The sequence below is a fragment of the Chitinophaga niabensis genome (assembly GCF_039545795.1).
Taxonomy (GTDB): domain Bacteria; phylum Bacteroidota; class Bacteroidia; order Chitinophagales; family Chitinophagaceae; genus Chitinophaga; species Chitinophaga niabensis_B.
The window spans coordinates 1,043,481-1,060,754 of the sequence record NZ_CP154260.1; the positions used below are offsets into that span (position 1 = coordinate 1,043,481).

At 44.7% G+C, this 17,274-nt stretch carries 14 protein-coding genes; 5 read left to right on the forward strand and 9 right to left on the reverse strand.

Going from position 1 to position 17,274, the window contains the following annotated elements; genetic code table 11:
* Window positions 1–168: 168 nt before the first annotated feature.
* The 3 genes from AAHN97_RS04365 to AAHN97_RS04375 all read right to left on the reverse strand — a co-directional run bounded on the left by AAHN97_RS04365 (window position 169) and on the right by AAHN97_RS04375 (window position 1,912).
* Window positions 169–699 (reverse strand): hypothetical protein, encoded by a 531-nt coding sequence (locus AAHN97_RS04365; protein WP_343306338.1) that lies wholly within the window; start codon window positions 697–699, stop codon window positions 169–171.
* Window positions 700–771: 72 nt separating this feature from the next.
* Window positions 772–1,350, reverse strand: a complete 579-nt coding sequence (locus AAHN97_RS04370; RefSeq protein ID WP_343306339.1) for a Crp/Fnr family transcriptional regulator — start codon at window positions 1,348–1,350, stop codon at window positions 772–774.
* Between the two features lie 88 nt (window positions 1,351–1,438).
* The gene (locus AAHN97_RS04375) at window positions 1,439–1,912 is read right to left on the reverse strand and encodes a hypothetical protein (protein WP_343306340.1); all 474 of its coding nucleotides are present in this window, start codon (window positions 1,910–1,912) and stop codon (window positions 1,439–1,441) included.
* Between the two features lie 391 nt (window positions 1,913–2,303).
* Here AAHN97_RS04375 and AAHN97_RS04380 point away from each other — a divergent pair, with 391 nt between their 5' ends.
* Genes AAHN97_RS04380 through xth form a run of 3 tightly spaced genes read left to right on the forward strand, consistent with a single transcriptional unit; the run spans window position 2,304 to window position 7,268 of the window.
* Window positions 2,304–2,783, forward strand: a complete 480-nt coding sequence (locus AAHN97_RS04380; protein ID WP_343306341.1) for a response regulator — start codon at window positions 2,304–2,306, stop codon at window positions 2,781–2,783.
* On the forward strand, window positions 2,764–6,483 hold the full coding sequence (locus AAHN97_RS04385; protein WP_343306342.1) for a chemotaxis protein CheB: 3,720 nt from the start codon (window positions 2,764–2,766) through the stop codon (window positions 6,481–6,483). Before AAHN97_RS04380 ends, AAHN97_RS04385 begins: the two co-directional genes overlap by 20 nt.
* Before the next feature lie 11 nt (window positions 6,484–6,494).
* Complete coding sequence (gene xth, locus AAHN97_RS04390; RefSeq protein ID WP_343306343.1) at window positions 6,495–7,268, forward strand: exodeoxyribonuclease III; 774 nt, start codon at window positions 6,495–6,497, stop codon at window positions 7,266–7,268.
* Window positions 7,269–7,297: 29 nt separating this feature from the next.
* Here the strand turns inward: xth and AAHN97_RS04395 are convergent, their stop codons facing one another.
* Window positions 7,298–8,665: a sulfatase-like hydrolase/transferase gene (locus AAHN97_RS04395; RefSeq protein ID WP_343306344.1), complete on the reverse strand. Its 1,368-nt coding sequence runs from the start codon at window positions 8,663–8,665 to the stop codon at window positions 7,298–7,300.
* Window positions 8,666–8,741: 76 nt separating this feature from the next.
* On the opposite strand from AAHN97_RS04395, the gene AAHN97_RS04400 reads away from it, so the two are divergent.
* Both AAHN97_RS04400 and AAHN97_RS04405 read left to right on the forward strand, forming a co-directional pair.
* A complete protein-coding gene (locus tag AAHN97_RS04400) occupies window positions 8,742–9,551 on the forward strand; it encodes an AraC family transcriptional regulator (RefSeq protein WP_343306345.1) in 810 nt (269 codons plus the stop codon).
* A gap of 80 nt (window positions 9,552–9,631) precedes the next feature.
* A complete protein-coding gene (locus AAHN97_RS04405) occupies window positions 9,632–12,097 on the forward strand; it encodes a TonB-dependent receptor domain-containing protein (protein ID WP_343306346.1) in 2,466 nt (821 codons plus the stop codon).
* 10 nt (window positions 12,098–12,107) lie between these two features.
* On the opposite strand, the gene AAHN97_RS04410 is transcribed toward AAHN97_RS04405, so the two are convergent.
* The 5 genes from AAHN97_RS04410 to AAHN97_RS04430 all read right to left on the reverse strand — a co-directional run bounded on the left by AAHN97_RS04410 (window position 12,108) and on the right by AAHN97_RS04430 (window position 17,262).
* Window positions 12,108–12,500, reverse strand: coding sequence for a VOC family protein (locus AAHN97_RS04410; RefSeq protein ID WP_343306347.1), 393 nt, complete (start codon window positions 12,498–12,500; stop codon window positions 12,108–12,110).
* 16 nt (window positions 12,501–12,516) lie between these two features.
* Window positions 12,517–12,915 carry a DUF6223 family protein gene (locus tag AAHN97_RS04415; protein WP_343306348.1) on the reverse strand — a complete coding sequence of 133 codons (399 nt, stop codon included), beginning with the start codon at window positions 12,913–12,915 and terminating at the stop codon, window positions 12,517–12,519.
* Window positions 12,916–12,977: 62 nt separating this feature from the next.
* Window positions 12,978–13,814 carry a helix-turn-helix domain-containing protein gene (locus AAHN97_RS04420; protein ID WP_343306349.1) on the reverse strand — a complete coding sequence of 279 codons (837 nt, stop codon included), beginning with the start codon at window positions 13,812–13,814 and terminating at the stop codon, window positions 12,978–12,980.
* A 182-nt stretch (window positions 13,815–13,996) separates the two neighbouring features.
* A complete protein-coding gene (locus tag AAHN97_RS04425; RefSeq protein WP_343306350.1) occupies window positions 13,997–15,457 on the reverse strand; it encodes a glycoside hydrolase family 28 protein in 1,461 nt (486 codons plus the stop codon).
* An 11-nt stretch (window positions 15,458–15,468) separates the two neighbouring features.
* Window positions 15,469–17,262, reverse strand: coding sequence for a RagB/SusD family nutrient uptake outer membrane protein (locus AAHN97_RS04430; protein WP_343306351.1), 1,794 nt, complete (start codon window positions 17,260–17,262; stop codon window positions 15,469–15,471).
* Window positions 17,263–17,274: the final 12 nt, after the last annotated feature.

The window sequence follows — 17,274 nt, forward strand, 5'->3', positions numbered from 1 at the left end:
TTGTAAGTACGTGTCAGTAATTGCAAGTGGCGCGCCATTGTTGCAATAAATTGATAATCATAGGCAGTTGTAGGATGTACAACGGTTTTTATGACTTTATTTCGTCAATTAGCGATTTGATGCCCTGTATATCGTTGGGCAAGCATGATGAAGGGAGAGGGTTGTGCTTTAAAGCCAACAGAAGATTACAAGAGTGGGTATAAAAGGAAATATAAATACAAGTACACTAATTGCCATCCATACAAGGGGATGTTTGTTATTGGAAGGATGATGACTTAACTTTTCGCGGAGATCCTCCACCGGCAGTTTATACATCTCTTCTTTGGTAAGGCCGCAGGTTAATGCATTTTTCATGGTTAATCCCCTTTTAAATGCGTGAAGAACATGGCGGGGATATAACATAACGCCCAATCCCATGGCCCATAATGCCATTATCCAGATGACGTATACATGGCCCCATCCACCGGAAGCTATTTCCCATGCAGAAACTGCACTCTCACCTTTCCAGCTGACGTCATAACCGGTAACAATGTGATGGATATCGTGCAGATAAACGTTATTACGTCTGCCAGCCACATTCGGAAAAGGAATGAAAATAAAGCCGAATTTTATCCATGCAAATCTTTTATGGATACCACCTTCTTCACCATACTGATGCTGGTGGTAAAAGTTCTGCAAGGCCTGCGCTACTGTATTCATCGCCGAGCCACCTTTTTAGAAAAACAAAGTTCTGTCAGGAACAAGGTAATTCCATTCACCCAGGTTAATAAATCAGGGGTTCTTCAGCATTCTTTTCCGGATGCGGCTGAGGGATGGAGGTTTTACACCTACGAAAGAGGCGATATGATATTGGGAGATACGTTGTTCCAGACCAGGATACTCATCGATAAATTTCTGATAGCGTTGCTCGGGTGTGTCTGTATAAAAGGAAGCCAGATCTTTCTCCAGTTTTATCAAAACCTTTCCGAGCACCAGCCGTCCTATCCTGTTCCCGGATTCTGTGTTGGCGTAGAAGTATTCAAGGTCTTCCATGGAAACAACATGTACAATGGTGTCTTCAAGTGCCTGTACATTTGTGGAAGAAGGAGTCTGTGAAATAAAACTCTCATAGTTACAAAGGAACCGATGCTCCTGTGCAAAATAGTAGGTTCTTTCCTGGCCGTTCTGATTAATGTAATGGCGCATCAATCCTGATTCGGTAATACCGATGTATTTACAAACCTGGCCTTCCCGGAGAAAGAGTTCTCCTTTCTTGTAATGCTTCACCTGGAAGCGTTCGCGGTAGATAGCTTTATCTTGCTCACCCACCTGGGTAAACTGTTGAATGATATGGAGGAAAAATAATTCCATGCATGCAAATTAAAGATTAATCCCTGCATGAAGCAATCTAAAACCCGATCCTGAACAGGACCGGGTTTTAGTTAAAGATGCGTTATGTTTAACCGTTGAATCGTACGATCGTTGTACCGAATATTTTGTTGGTATTCACGATGGAGGGGAAAAGGGAAGCAACGGAATTGAATTTTCTGATGCTTTCTTCATCGTTGTTTACAAGAAAATAAGCGTTGCCGCTGGTCAGGTCTTTCAGGATCACTCCATGTTCTGAAGTGATGACTGCTGCAGAGAACATTTCAGGCAGTTCAAAAAGCTTTTTGCCGGGCAATTGCTGCGCAATAATGGCGAGATCACCGATGAGCAGCAGCATACCTTCCGGATCAGATAATGTACTTACTTTCCCCTGCGTCAGGTTGCCGGTAACGGCCTTTGCAACAGCCGCCAGGTTTTCATTTCCGGTACCGGGATCCGTATCATTGTTCTTATTACAGGCAAAAAGGAACAGGGCGACCAGTATGAACATGGCTGTTCGGGGAAGCAATAGCTGCATCCCTGGTATTGGATTTTTAAGTTTCATTTTTTTAGAAGTTTAAGGTGATGTAGTTTTTTCGTTTAAATGCCGGCGAATTTAAACTACTGTAAAAGTAAAGCATATATTTCATAATGTAAAATAAACTTTACATAAAGTAAGGTAAAGTTGTCCTGTTGGTAAGCGATTGATTTGCAATGTTTGCTGAATTAAGGGTGTTGAAAGAGCTATACGTTATTCACTCAAACTGGGGGTGCAGCCGGATGGTTGATCCCTTCATTGTCTACGGCTGTTAATTAATCTATCTATTTCCCGTATAGTTGGATTAATTGGCATAGTTTTACTCAAGATGATGTCATACATATGAATAATGGCCTAAATTAATGTTATTTCCCTTGGATGATGGCTTAATTCCGATTTCATTTCCAAAACCAAAATGATGCCCATTCAAAACTCTCCTGGCCTATCGATAGTGCTTGCCGATGATGACCTGGACGACTGCCTTCTTTTTCAGGAAGCATTGAATGAATTACAGGGATCATTCTCTCTGACAATAGTTAACGATGGCGATAGGCTAATGAAATTACTGAAGGATCGTCAGGATGCTTTACCTGAAATGATATTTCTTGACATAAATATGCCAAGAAAAAATGGTGTGGATTGCCTCATTGAAATAAAGGGAAACAATTTGATCAGTCATATTCCGGTGGTTATTTTCTCCACATCGTTTGAACCCAGCCTTGTCGAAAGGTTATATAATATCGGCGCTAATCATTATATACAGAAGCCGTCCGGCTTTTACAGCCTGACACAGGTTTTACTTCTGGCCATCAACATCATTTTAAAAGAAAGGTCAGCTAAACCAACCGCAGATCAATTCGTATTATTCCCGTCTGAATATGAGGATAAGAAAATCTAAGACAGAGATACCAATAGATCGTACACTTAAGGTGGTAGGAATAGGAGCATCTGCCGGAGGGCTTGATGCTTTCAGGAAATTTTTGCACGCGATACCTGAAAACTCCGAACTAGCATATGTATTGGTCCAGCACCTGGACCCTAACCATGAAAGCCTGCTGCCAGCCCTTCTAAGTAAGGTTACAAAATTACCTGTGGTTGAAATTACAGCGAATATCGAAGTGCAGCCCGGTCATATTTATATACTCCCCAGCAATAAAATCTTAGTGGCCACAGGTAAGGTGCTAAAGCTCATCAGGCGGCCACCGAAATCCGAAAAACAGCCCCATTTACCGATAGATATTTTTCTCAACTCGCTGGCAAAGGTTTACAAGACAAACGCTATTGGGGTTGTTTTGTCGGGAAGTGCTTCTGACGGTACTATCGGGCTTGCTGCTATAAAGGAGAACGGGGGAATTACTTTCGTCCAGGACCCCCAAACCGCTGCTTATAAAGGAATGCCGGAAAGTGCTATTGCCGCCGGAGTAACAGATCATATATTGCCGCCAGACAGCATACCGGGAAAAATTCATGCCTTAACGCAAAGGATCGTAACAGGGGAGGCACCCGGGAATGAGGAAGTTTTCCGGGAGATATTGATACTGCTCAAACTAAGGAAAGGTGTAGATTTTACTTATTATAAACAAACCACTATCCGCCGCAGGATACACCGTCGGATGGCACTGAACAATTATAAATATCCCGGAGATTACCTCGGTCATCTCAAAGAAAATAACCAGGAACAGGATAATCTTTACCAGGACCTTTTAATTCCTGTTACAGACTTTTTCAGGGACCCACAGGTGTTTGAATACATTTGCAGAGCTGTTTTCCCTGTTATTGCCAAAAACAAAGGGCTCAGTAATCCTACGAGAATATGGGTAGCAGGATGTAGCACCGGGGAGGAAGCTTATTCGTTTGCAATTTGTTTTAAGGAATTCTTCGGGGAATGCAAGGGGCTCGTGCAGATCTTTGCAACAGATATCAGTGAACGGGCCATACATAAGGCCCGGGCCGGTATTTATTCAAAAAAACAATTGGAGGGGATGAGCTCCGGGCGTATAGGGGAATTTTTCACCAAAGTTCCCGCCGGGTACCAGGTAAACAAGCAGATCCGGGAACTTTGTGTATTTTCCCGCCATAATTTACTGAACGATCCCCCTTTCAGCAAAATGGACCTCATCAGCTGCAGGAATGTGCTTATCTATATGGAGCCATATCTTCAGAGAAAAGCGCTCACTGTCTTCCATTATGCACTTAACCCGATGGGATATTTGTTACTTGGGAAGTCTGAGACCAGTAGCAGCGTTCCTAACCTGTTTGCTGCACTGGTCAAGAACGAAAGATTATTTAAAAAGAAAGATGTTCCCGGAAAAATAATACAGCTTGCCCCTCATCGAAGCAATGAAGTTATGCAGAATAAGAATCCCGATCCGAATGCCGAAAGAAGATTCACTGATTTTCAAAAGATCGCAGATGAAATCATGCTTTCCAGGTACTCACCAGCCGGTGTTGTAGTCAATGATGCGCTGGACATCCTCCATTTTCGCGGAGCAACCGGCGCTTATCTTGAACAGACGCCCGGAAAACCAAGTCATAACCTGATCAAAATGGCGCGTCAGGGTTTAGGATTTGAGCTTCGTAACCTGATGCACAAGGTCAGGAAAGATAAGGTGCAAACCTTGAAAGAGAACGTTGCTGTTCAGGTGAATGGCCTCCAGCATATTATAAATATTGAGGTAATTCCTTTACCAAACATGGTTGAACCGCATTACCTGGTCCTCTTTCATGAGAGTTCCCGGCATCCTGCTGCTAAGTCATCCCGGAAAACAAAAAAGGAAGATAACAATCTTCTTGTTCAGCAGCTGGAAAAAGACCTTGAACAGGCGCGGACAGATATGGCAAGCATAACAGAACAACAGGAAGCCACTAATGAAGAGCTGCAAAGCGCCAACGAAGAACTCCTCAGCAGCAGCGAAGAATTGCAAAGCCTGAATGAAGAACTGGAAACCAGTAAAGAAGAGCTGCAAAGTACAGTAGAAGAACTTACTGTAGTGAATAACGAAATGCTCAGCCTCAACGAACAACTGCGTTCGGAAAGAGACTATTCCCAGGCGATCATTAGTACCATCAGGGAGTCGCTGCTGATGCTGGACAGTAATCTGCGGGTTAAGTCAGCAAACAGGAGTTTCTATGAGTATTTCAAGGTAAAAGAGAGTGAGACGGAGGGGAAATTAATTTATGAGCTTGGTAACAGGCAATGGGATAATCCGGAGCTCCGGAAGGTGCTTTCTGAAATTTTGACGAAAAAGAAAATATTTTCTGACTTTCTTATTACGTTCAATTTTCCGTCTATCGGGGAGCGTACAATGCTTTTAAATGCACGGGAAATTGCCGGCGACCACCTGATCCTATTGTCTATCGAAGACATTACAGAACACAGGAAAGCCGAACTTATCCTGCAAAAAAGCGAAGAACAATTCAGAATGATGGCAGATCTGATGCCACAGAAGATCTGGACTGCCGATGCAGAGGGCAGGGTAAACTATGTAAATGAAAACTGGTTGAACTTTACGGGGCTGGCTTCTTCAGATCTGACGGGATGGGGCTGGAAGGAAGTTGTTCACCCTGATGACTGGAAAGAGAATAAGCGCAAATGGTATCATTCCATCAAAACAGGCGACCGGTTTGAATTCGAGCACCGGTTTTTAAATGATAAGGGCCAATACCTGTGGCATTTGAGCCGTGCGGTAGCCATTGATAATGTAACTACAGGCTTACGCACATGGCTGGTATCCAGTACGGAAGTTCAGCTCCAGAAAGAACAAAATGAGGAGCTTGAAAAAACAGTAAAATACAGAACGGAAGAACTGCAGGGCGTAAATGAGGAGCTGCTTGAAAAAAATATTTCTTTATCAAGGATGAATAAAGAACAGGAATCGTTTAATTATGTGTCAAGTCATGATCTGCAGGAGCCGCTCCGAAAAATACAAACTTTCATCAGCCTGTTGTCAGGAAAAGAAACTGGCAATTTATCGGAAACCGGGAGGGACTACTTCCAAAGGATAACGAATGCAGCAAGCAGGATGCAAACCCTGATATCGGACCTGCTTTCTTATTCCCGGGCAAAAACTGTTGGTGAAAAAGTGAAAAAAACAGAACTGGGGCATATTGTGGAAAACGTGATCGTACAAATGAAAGAACACATAGATGAACAACACGTTGATATAAATTTGGGTGTACTCTGCAGCGCAGATATTATACCCTTTCAGTTTGAACAGCTGTTTTCCAACCTGATCAGTAACTCCATTAAATTCAGAAAGCCGGAAAGGCTTTTAAAAATTGAGATCAGGAGTGAAATTGTTGAAGGAAGCAAACTGAAAAGCGAATTATTACTAAAATATAAGAAATACTGCCATGTTACCTATGAAGATAACGGGATAGGATTCGAACCAGCCTTTAATACAAAAGTATTTGAACTTTTTCAACGCTTGCATGGAAAAGATGAATTTCCGGGTACCGGCATTGGCCTTTCTATCGTTAAAAAGATTGTTGAGAATCATGAGGGGCTTATCACTGCCTCCGGCGCATTAAATGAAGGCGTGAAATTTGATATCTATATCCCTGTGTTGCATTTAAAACGTAATATTAAGCAGGTATAAGTTTAAGAAATATGCTGAAAATTGCCAGTTACAATATCAATGGAATTAATGCCCGGTTGCCTGTATTGCTTCAATGGTTGCAGGAAGCTCAACCGGATATAGTTTGTTTGCAGGAACTGAAAGCACCCAATGAACGCTTCCCTTTAGCGGAGATCCAGGCAGCAGGTTACCAGGCTGTATGGCATGGCCAGAAAAGCTGGAATGGTGTTGCGATCCTTTCGCGGTCTCTGCCGATCCAGGAGGTGGGGCGTTCGCTTCCCGGAGACAATAACGATATCCAGAGCCGTTACCTTGAAGCAGTTGTTGGACAGATAGTGATCGTTTGTCTTTATTGCCCTAACGGTAATCCATACCCGGGTGAGAAGTTCGACTATAAACTCAAATGGTATAAACGATTGACCGCGCATGCCAAAAAGCTGCTTGCCCATGATGTGCCCGTGATACTGATAGGGGACTATAACGTTATGCCAACAACACTGGATGTTTATAAACCTGAGAAGTACGTGAATGATGCGCTTTTCCGCACAGAGGTAAGAGCTGCCTTTGAAGGCCTGCTAAAGCAGGGATGGACAGATGCTATCCGGCACCTTTATCCCGGAGAAACTATTTATACATTCTGGGATTACTTCCGCCGTGCCTGGGAGCGGAACGCCGGGCTTAGGATCGATCACTTTTTAATAAGCTCACATCTCATGGGCCGGCTTTCCCGTGGTGGTGTTGATAAACATGTACGGGGCTGGGAGAAAACCAGTGATCATGCACCGGTGTGGATTGAGTTGAAATAGCTGGTTTTGAGGGCACATTTTTTGATCTGTTAACTCCCTGGTTGTGTTAATTTCGGAAGTGAGCTCCACCATTGCAGTAATTTATCTTTGAGTTGCGCTACTATCGCAGGTTCACTGTCTTTAAGATTGTTTGTTTCGGCTTTGTCCTTCTTTATATTATATAGCTGGATATCCGTACTGTTACTATTCATTAATAGTTTCCACTCCCCGGAAAGTACGGCCAGATTTGGACTTCTATTATTAATGTTATTGCCCTTCGGATAGGCGAATGCGATATCATTACGGCCGTATTCCCAGAATATTTCTTTGTTCCTAGCTGCAGGCTTTCCCAGTAATACAGTGCTTCTGTCAATTCCATCACCCGGGTAATCTTTGGGAAGGGCAATCTTGCTCAGTTTGGCCAGCGAAGGAATGATGTCTATTGCACTAACAGCGGAGGAACTGTCAATTGTTCCTGCGGGAATTTGCCCCGGCCAGGATATGATGAAAGGCATTCTGATTCCTCCTTCGTATAAAGATAATTTGGATCCTCTCAGCCCCAATGCCCTGCTGCCCTGGAAGGTTGGTAGCGGACCATTATCACTGGTAAAAATGACGATGGTGTTTTTTTCGATGCCCAGCTTTTTTAAGCCATCCAGTAACCTGCCGATCTGTACATCATATTCTTTCAACACCAGTTTAAAGGCAGCCTGGCCTTCCCTGTTCATGGAGTCTTTCCTGGGAACCCATGGTGTATGCATTTCATCCGGCCATAGATTGATAAAGCAGGGCTGTCCTTTATGCCTGCTCAGAAAATCAAGTGTTTTATCTACAAAATACTTTGTGCGGTCCCACCTTTTGATGCTGTCCTTATCTGACCAGATCCAGTTTGTTGCAGTGAGCAAGGGATCAGGGTCCGGGCTTTCATAGGTGCTGGCATGTTCATCAAAACCATATTGTTCAAAGCCGGGCGCATTCTTCACATCTCTTCCTCCACCAAGATGCCACTTGCCGAAATGGCCTGTTGCATATCCCGCCTTTTTAAAGAAGTGGGCGATGGATGGAGCTCCAGGGTCCAGGAAATCCGCCTGTTGTGCATCCCTGTTATGTTTTTTATTATCGAGGTAGGTGGAGAAATTCCATCTGCCGGGATACATGCCGGTAAGGAGCCCTGCTCTTGAGGGAGAGCAAATAGGCGCAGCGCTGTAGTAGTGTGTGAATTTACGGCCGTTCTTTGCGATACGGTCTATGTTGGGCGTGGGAACAAATTGTCCGCCGAAACAGCTGATATCACTGTAGCCCATATCATCTGTGAGGATGTAAATGATATTGGGCTGAGTGCTCTTTGGTGCATGAGTCTGGCCCCAGGTGGTTATTGTTAGTGCCAATAATGCAATGGATACTGCAAGCTTTAGCATATGTTTCCGCTTTTTACGATGATAAAAGTATAAAATTAATTGCGGGGATGCTTATCTTGACGATAATTGCTAAAAGATGAACGAGATACCGGTTAAATCCAAAATTGCGGAGGAAAGCTTATTTAAGATCAGCAGAATGAAGACGGTCATTAAGCCTACCCGGCCTCACCGCCATGCCGATTATCACGAACTGATCTTCCTGGACGAAGGTTCAGGGTTTCATGAAATTGATGATATGAGCTTTGAGGTCACCCCGCCCGTGGCTTTTTACATCAGGCCTGGTCAAACTCATTGCTGGAACTTTTCAGCGCTTCCCGGAGGTTATGTATTGCTGTTCAGGGAAGATCTGCTGCTAAAAGAAGATATGGACATATTATTTGGGTTGCCTGCATTAATTTCCCTCGGTGACCAGTCCCGGTTGTTTCATTTATTATCAGGACTTTATGAGGAATACCAGGAGGCCGGAACAGGTTATCCGGTATACAGCGCATATCTTCATTTATTGGTGGCGAAACTTAAAGGGATCTCCGGGATAAATAATAACGTAGTTACCTTTGCAGACGGGCTTTTTCAGCAATACAAGCGGTTAATTAACGATCATTTTCCCGATAAAAGGCAGTTGAAATTTTATGCCGGAAAATTGAATACCACCATTGGAACATTGAACGAGGCGTGCAAGAGATCGTCTGGTAAAACAGCCTCTTCCATCATCAATGAGCGTGTTTTACTGGAGGCAAAAATGCTGCTTTCGGCTACAGCATTGTCGGTTAAGGAAATCGCAGCAAATCTTAAGTTCTCCGATGCTCCTCATTTCGTTAATTTTTTCAGGCTAAATACGAACCTGACTCCCGGACAGTACCGGGAACTGGCACTTTCGAAGAAATAATCCTACAATAATTGCCCGGAATATTACAATTGCCATTTAAACCTGACAAGTATCTTTGCGGTGGTTTTATAAACATCAGCATGAATTACAGATTTCTTATCCTTCCGGTTTTATTGATACTCGCACAGACTGCTATTGGGCAAAAAGCTTCTATCCGCGGTTCTGTTAATGACAAAAAAGATGGTCAGCCATTGGAATATGCCAGTGTTGCGGTGTTCAGCAAGGCGGACTCCTCCCTTGTTGCCGGAACCCTGACCCAAACGAATGGCAGCTTTGTTCTGGAAAAACTGACTCCCGGAAACTACTATCTCAGGATCTTATACATGGGATATGAAACCAGGTACATTGGTGGCGTTACTTTAGCTGCAGGCGAGCGATTGGACCTCGGGAAAAATGTGCTCACTCCGGGAAGTGCGATGTTGAACCAGGTAAATGTTACCGGAACACAGTCGAATGCATCTAACAAGATCGATAAACAAACATTTCGCGCAGGGCAATTCGAGGCCGCAAAAGGAGGGAATGCAATCGATGTGCTGAAGAACCTTCCTTCCGTATCGCTGGACGGCGAAGGTGGGATCAGCGTTCGTGGTTCATCAGGTTTCCAGGTAATGATCAACGGAAAACCCGTGATTACGGATGCCCGGACTGTCCTGAGCCAGCTTCCGGCAAATGCCATAGAGAATATAGAACTTGTTACCGCGCCATCCGCAAAATATGATCCCGATGGTAAAGGCGGCATCATCAATATCATTACCAAAAAAGGAGCTGCAGACGGGCTGACAATTGCTGTCAATTTACTGGGAGGGCTGCCAAGCACTAACGATCATGGCAATAAGGAAAAACCGAAACGTTTCGGAGGAGATGTGACCGTCAACTTCAAAAAGAATAAATGGGATGTTTCCGTTGGTGGTAATTATACCCGGAATGATAATGCCGGTTACCGGGAAGGAGATGTTTATACAAAGAATTTTTCCACTGATATCATTACACGGTTTCCCTCAAATGGAGAAAGGAGCTTTGATAAATACAATTATGCAGGCAGGGCATCTGTAACTTTCTCACCGGATACGAATAATACATTTTCCGCAGGGTTCTTTGCCGGCAAAAGGTACCAGGCCCGTTTAGCGGATATCCTTTACAATAATACGGCTACACGGATGGCCAGCGGTGAACTGATCAGCAGTACCACTTATTTTAATTCCAACCTGCAAACCAAACAAGGGAATTTTTACCTGGGCAATGTTGATTATACACATAGGTTCAGCAACAGATCTTCCCTTACGGCTTCCGCTTTGTTTGAAAGCGCCCGGCTTTTTGGCAATACCAGGAACAAAAACCTGGGCTTCCCGGAAACCTCACTGATATTACAGGAGGTTTATAATCCTTATGAGAACCCGATAGATGGATACAGGCTTAAGCTGGATTATGCTGTCAATATCGGCAAAGGGAAGCTGGAAAGCGGTTACCAGTTCAGGCACGACAGGCAGAATGGCAAATTCGACTACTTTGTAACACCGGCTACTTCTCAACCGGATGCGGACCGGTTCCGGGGATCTGCAAACACCAGCAACCAGATCAATTCAGTTTATACCCAGTATTCGGGTAATCAGCGAAAACTGGAATATGTGGCGGGTCTGCGATATGAATATGCCTTAAGGACCGTAGATCTTTCCTATGATCCGGCACTGCACAAACTCAATTTATCCAACCTGTTCCCATCAGCAAACCTGCTGTATACCATCAGCAAAGCGTGGAAGGTGAAAGCGGGATACAGTAAAAGGATTCAGCGTACGAATAATTTTGAGTTAAACCCAATACCTGAGCGGGAGCATTCCGAAACCCTGGAACAGGGTGACCCGGATCTGTTACCTTCATTCATTGACCTGGTGGAACTGGGTTCGATCCACAATTTTAAAAAGGGTTCATTTTTCGCTACCCTGTATTATCAGCATATCAAAAATCCGATCCAGCGGGTAAACAGTGTGTATGCCGATACCATTTTAAACCGGGTGTTCACCAATGCTGAAGCAGCACGTACATTTGGCCTGGAGGCCGGAGCCAGTCTCGAACCTGCAAAATGGTGGAGCTTGTATCTTGGTGGTAATATCTATAATTACAGGATCAAGGGCAATCTCAACATACTGGGTGTAAATTCTACGGTCAACAATAAGAACTGGGTATATTCCATTAATGCGAATACCAATTTCAAACTGGGTGCGACATGGAGTTTGCAGGCGAATGTGAACTACCTTTCAGCAAGGCCTACTGCACAGGGCGAGGATTCCAGGTTCCTTGTACCTAATACTTCTTTGAAAAAAACATTCATGGACGGGCGTTTATCCGCTACCCTGCAATGGCAGAACATGGACCTTGGAATGAAGCAGACGCAGCGCCAGCGGATCACTACCAGCGGCCGGGATTTTTATACTACCACCAATTACATTTACGAAACAGATGTATTCCTGATCAGCCTGAGTTATAACCTGAACAGGCTGAGCGGAAAATCAAAACTTCCTAATAGTGAATTTGGGGATAAAGAGTTTTAGAATGCTGTTTTTATTCATTTGGTTCAAACAATTCAACCAGGTTGCCTGAAGGGTCCTGTAATAAGATCTGTTTACCACCAACTCCGGTCACCAGCTCATTGCGAAACTGTGCCTTTCCTGTTTTTAACGTTTCAATAAACGCTTCCAGGTTATTTACTTCCAGTTGTATCCTGTTCCATCCGCCTGGTGCTGGCAGGGTGCCATCAGGCATGGGCTGTCCCGCGCCTCCGAATCCTGGTTTATTGAGGTACAAATGGAGATCACCTTTTGAGAGCTTCGCAAAACCCTCCGGGGCTTTCATGTCAACTGTAAATCCCAGCAGATCTTTATAGAAGGACATGGCCGCATCTATGTCGTTTACGATATAGCGAACTCCGTAAAAGCTTACATTTTTCCTTTCCATAAAATGCAAATTTGGTTTATTCTTTTTTAGTACGAAGTGCCATTCCTGAGAGTATAATACCTGTCATTCCGAGCGCAAAGGCAACGATAGCTCCGGCTTTTCCTCCGCCGGTACCGAAACCACCGGTAGTGGTGCTCAATTGCACTATACTGAATATAACGCAGAGCACTCCAAGCACCAGGGCTGTTATGGCTGCTGACCGTCCGGTGCCGGCGGGGCGGGTCTTGGCACGCCAGCCAATGATAAGGCTGATAAGCCCTGCCACTGCGGTAATAATAGATCTCGCCCGCCCAGCTGTAATGCCGGTAACGGTTGATGATGTTTCATCGGAAGGCGTTTGTGAAAATGCATTTTCCGTTGTTGCAAATGCTAATCCAATAATTAAACACGCCGATAGCATGCATCGTAGGCTCATAAAACTTTTTTAACAAAGCTATGAGATAGGGGATAGCAAAAATTGTATTATTGCGACATTTTTCACTCTTCAGACCAGGGACTGAATTCCTCAAAAGCCCTGTAATCAGTTGCCGCTTTTTGGTTTTTGAAAAAAGCTTTTGGATTGTATCCGGAGAATAACCGGAAGTCATGAATGAAATGAGACTGATCGTAATAACCGCAATCATACGCCATTTCTGTCAGTAGCATTGGCCGTTCTTCAAATTTTTTTATAACTGTGTTGAACCGGGCAATCCGCTGGAATTGTTTAGGGCTGTACCCGGCATATTGAAGGAATTTTCTTTCAAACTGCCTGCGTGACAAATAACAATCATCTGCCAGTGAGGGAATAGACAATGCAGTGGAAGAAAAAAGTATCTGCCTGATAGGTGTAAAAACAGGATCTGTTAACTCGCGGTTCTTTGCCAGCCGCTGACGAATAAATTGGGACATTATTTTTGCACGCAGTTGGTGATCGGCAGCTTCATATATCTTTTGTTCCAGCAACTGTCCTTCTCTGCCAAGCAGGGTTGGGGTATCTACTGCTTCATCGCTGAGCGCATTGGCGGGTATTCCAAAAACGAGTGGAATAGCATAGGGGAAAAGATAAACACCAAACAGGCGGAAATCGTTCAGGGAAAAAAGTTTTTTGAAATGCTGCATTTGTCCTGATACACCTGAAAGCATCGTGGTACGCTGTCCCGGAATAGTTGTGTATAATTGGAATTGTCCTTTGCAATAAAACACCCATTCGGGAGAACTCTCAGCCAGTACCCGGTGAAAGAAAGGGTTTTCGGCTGTAGCCGATCCTTCCAATGCCCAAAAGAACTGCACAAAGTTTGCGAGATCTTTTGGAGGAGCAATTGTTTGATAGTTCATATTTTTTTTTGCAAAATTCAGTCCGCAAATTAGATTGGAAATACACAGGCCTATTTACTGCAGTTCAGGTGCTGTTTAGCCTGATATGTACGCTGGTACTGTAATATACTTCTTTTTGGTTACTATATTTACATAAAAAAGCCCATCATCAGATGGGCTTTTTTGAATCAGAATGAGGTTGTCTATCGCTGCTTAAAGTTCCTGACATTTAACTGTTGTAAAACTGCTGTATCCGGTCTATCGGTTTGCAGATCTGAAATTTTCAGCTCCTCCACGTCATCGGCAATCACAGGTATCCGGGGATCAGCAGCCAGTGACCCGAGCGTAACATCATTCAGGCTGATGTGCTTCACATGTCGGATAAAAAAGCCTGAGCTGGGCAGGTTACGCCATCTGTCCGGCGCCGGATACTCTTTTTCCAGCTCCGGTACCTTTAACGGATCACTGGTATATTCTCCTTGCCGGAGGCCGCCCCTGTTGATGATACGGATATTGTTCAACGTTATATTCTCAATAGGTGAACCGGGAATGCCGGTAATGGAAGAGCAATAATTACCGGCGTTATATACATTAATATCCGATAAGGAAACATTACGCATGGTGCCGCGGCCTGGCTCCGGCGCTTCTTCTGTATGCTTGCGGGCCCTGTTGCCCAGCCTCACATAAATGGGGCATTCCGTTCCCTCTATAACAATATTACTCACGGTTATGCCATCCATTATTCCTCCATCAACAATTTCGAGTGCAATGCCTACCTGTCCTATACGTGGTGTTCTGAATATAGGTTCCGTAGGGCATGCTGAGGGTTTTATAATACAATTGCTGATCAGGATGTTTTTAAAACCTCCTGTGGACTCCGTGCCGCATTTGATGGCGGCGCAAAAGCTGCTCACGATGCAATTGGTGACAGCAACATCTTCGCAGGGCGCTGCTCCTGTGCTTTTGAGGGTGATACCATCATCATCTGTATCCATGATGCAATCGGATATCACCACCTGCCTGCATCCGTCTATATCTATCGCATCATTATTCCTGTTGCTGTGATTGTAAACACGGATATTATGAACCACAACATTTTCACAATCCAGGTAATGCTGGTTCCAGATGCCGGAGTTTTGCATGGTAATGTCCTGCACAGAAATTTTCCGGCAGGATATGAACAGGATATTCCTGGGCCTTCCATCCCGGTCTTCATGAACAGCTCCTTTGGGGCCGGGCCGTGGTACCTGCCTGGCGCCCTGGCCGTCTATGGTTCCAAAACCGCTTATGCCAATGTTGCTGGCACCTTCAGCATAGATCAGGGCGTACCAGCCGCCGGGATCTTTTTGAGACCGGTATTTGGGTTGCTGCTGACGCGGAAAATCGTGATGATTAGTACTCGCATACAACACTGCACCCCGTTCCAGGAAGAGCTCTACGTTGTTCAATAAAGTAATAGTGCCGCTTTTAAAATGACCGGCAGGAATGATCACCCTTCCACCTCCGGCTTTAAAACAGGCGGCGACTGCTTTATTAATGGCCACTGTGCTCAGTTTACCGGTATCCTTTGTTGCACCAAAATCGAGGATGTTAAAATCTTTTCCTGCTGCATGGAATGAGAACGAGGTAAAGAGCAATAACAATAATACATTTCTGAATTTCATTCTTCTATCGTTTAATATCCATATCCCTGGCGAAGGCTGGGATTGCTGCTAAGTGTTTGAGGACCATAAGGGAGGATCTCTCTCTGATTGGCCACAAAGCTTCCAGCCCAGTCGCTCGCGAAAGTATTTCCATATGCTGATGCCCAGTTCACACTTGAATAACCTGCAGGCGGATTAGCAGCAGAAGGTTGGTAATAGCTGGCAGAATACACAATGCCGGTGGTTGAATTATTGAGGAAATACATCCTGGCAGGCATATTGGTGAAAGGAGCCTGCCGCAGCCTGAATTTCTCCAGCTTATCACGGGTGTCAGCAAATACGGTGCTGATCAGGTTCCAGCGGATGAGGTCCCACTTCCTTAATCCTTCACCACCTAATTCAAACATCCGTTCATCGGTAATGGCTTTGAAAAAACCGGCATAGTCAGCAGGAATAGTGCCCATTTTACTTTCGTCACCATTGAACCCTCTTACGCGCACCTGCTTAAAGGCGGTAATAGCTGCTGCTGTAGGTGCCTGGTTGAGTTCATTCTCTGCTTCCGCAAACATCAATAGCACATCCGAATAACGGATCATCGGCCAGCTGATGCCTGTATAAGCAAAGTTGCTGTTGGCTGGTGTAGCGGGATTGGAATGCCAGTCCCTCCTGAACTTTGCCATCACAAAAGGCCCGTAAACAGTGGCGATACCAACATACTGCCCTGATCCGTTGATGGCATAGCTGGCGATAGTAACATCTCTTCTTATATCCAGGCTGTCGAACTTATAAAAATAAGTAGGTAGCGCCCAGCTGGAACCACTGCCATTGCCGTTTACGCGGGTACCATCGATAAAGCCCACCCTGCCGTCTGAAACACCGTTTCCGCCAGACAGTCCTACCTGGAACAATACTTCTCCATTAGGTTCTATCTTGTGCGCGTTGAAATTATCCTTGAACACTGCCATGAAGCTGGGGTTCAGCTTATGTTTGCCGGAAAGCATAATATCATTGCATTCATCCCGGGCTATCTGGTAATATTTAATGTAATCGGAAGGCCGCTCCATTTTCTTAGATGCAGCCCGCAGTGAATATCCTGCTCTGAACAGCGCAATCCTTGCCCTGAGTGCTTTTGCTGCTCCTTTGGTGATCCGCTCATCTATAGTAACGCCCGGATCGCCGCGCCATGGTAAAAGCGTGGCGGCCATCGCCAGATCATTCAGGATATGATCGTAGATGGAATCCCTGTTTGTTGCCGGCAGGTTGAGATCGGGTGCGTCTATGGAAGGAATATAAGGAGCCGGCACATCTCCCCAGAATTTAATAATGTCGAAGAAGAATTGTGCCCTTAGCGTCAGTGCTTCGCCATGCAGCCTTCTCAGGCTTGCTTTATCGTTATCTGAGCCACTGGTGTATAAATGCATCTTTGGAATGTTCTTGATACATTGATTGGCACGGTCGATCCCTGCGTAATAGATATTCCATTCCGCGTCCAGCTCTGTATTAGTGGCCAGTGCATTATACCGGCAAAGTGCCTTCGCTCCGTTATCACCGCCAATGGCTACAGTATTACTGGCATTACAGTAGGATTCATCACAATCGTTGGAAAAGTAGTACTGGATCCTTCCGCCATATCCCCTGTCGCCGGCGAGCGTTGCATAGGTGCCTAATACGGCGCCATAAGCATCATTCACACTGCCAAAAACATAAGTGTCATCAAAAGCGGAATCAGGGCTCAGTGTTAAGAATTTCTTGCACGAATTAAGTGAAATGGCCAGGACGAATAATCCTATAAGAGCCGCCAGTTTTTTTGAATGAATATTGTTCATATGCTGAATGAT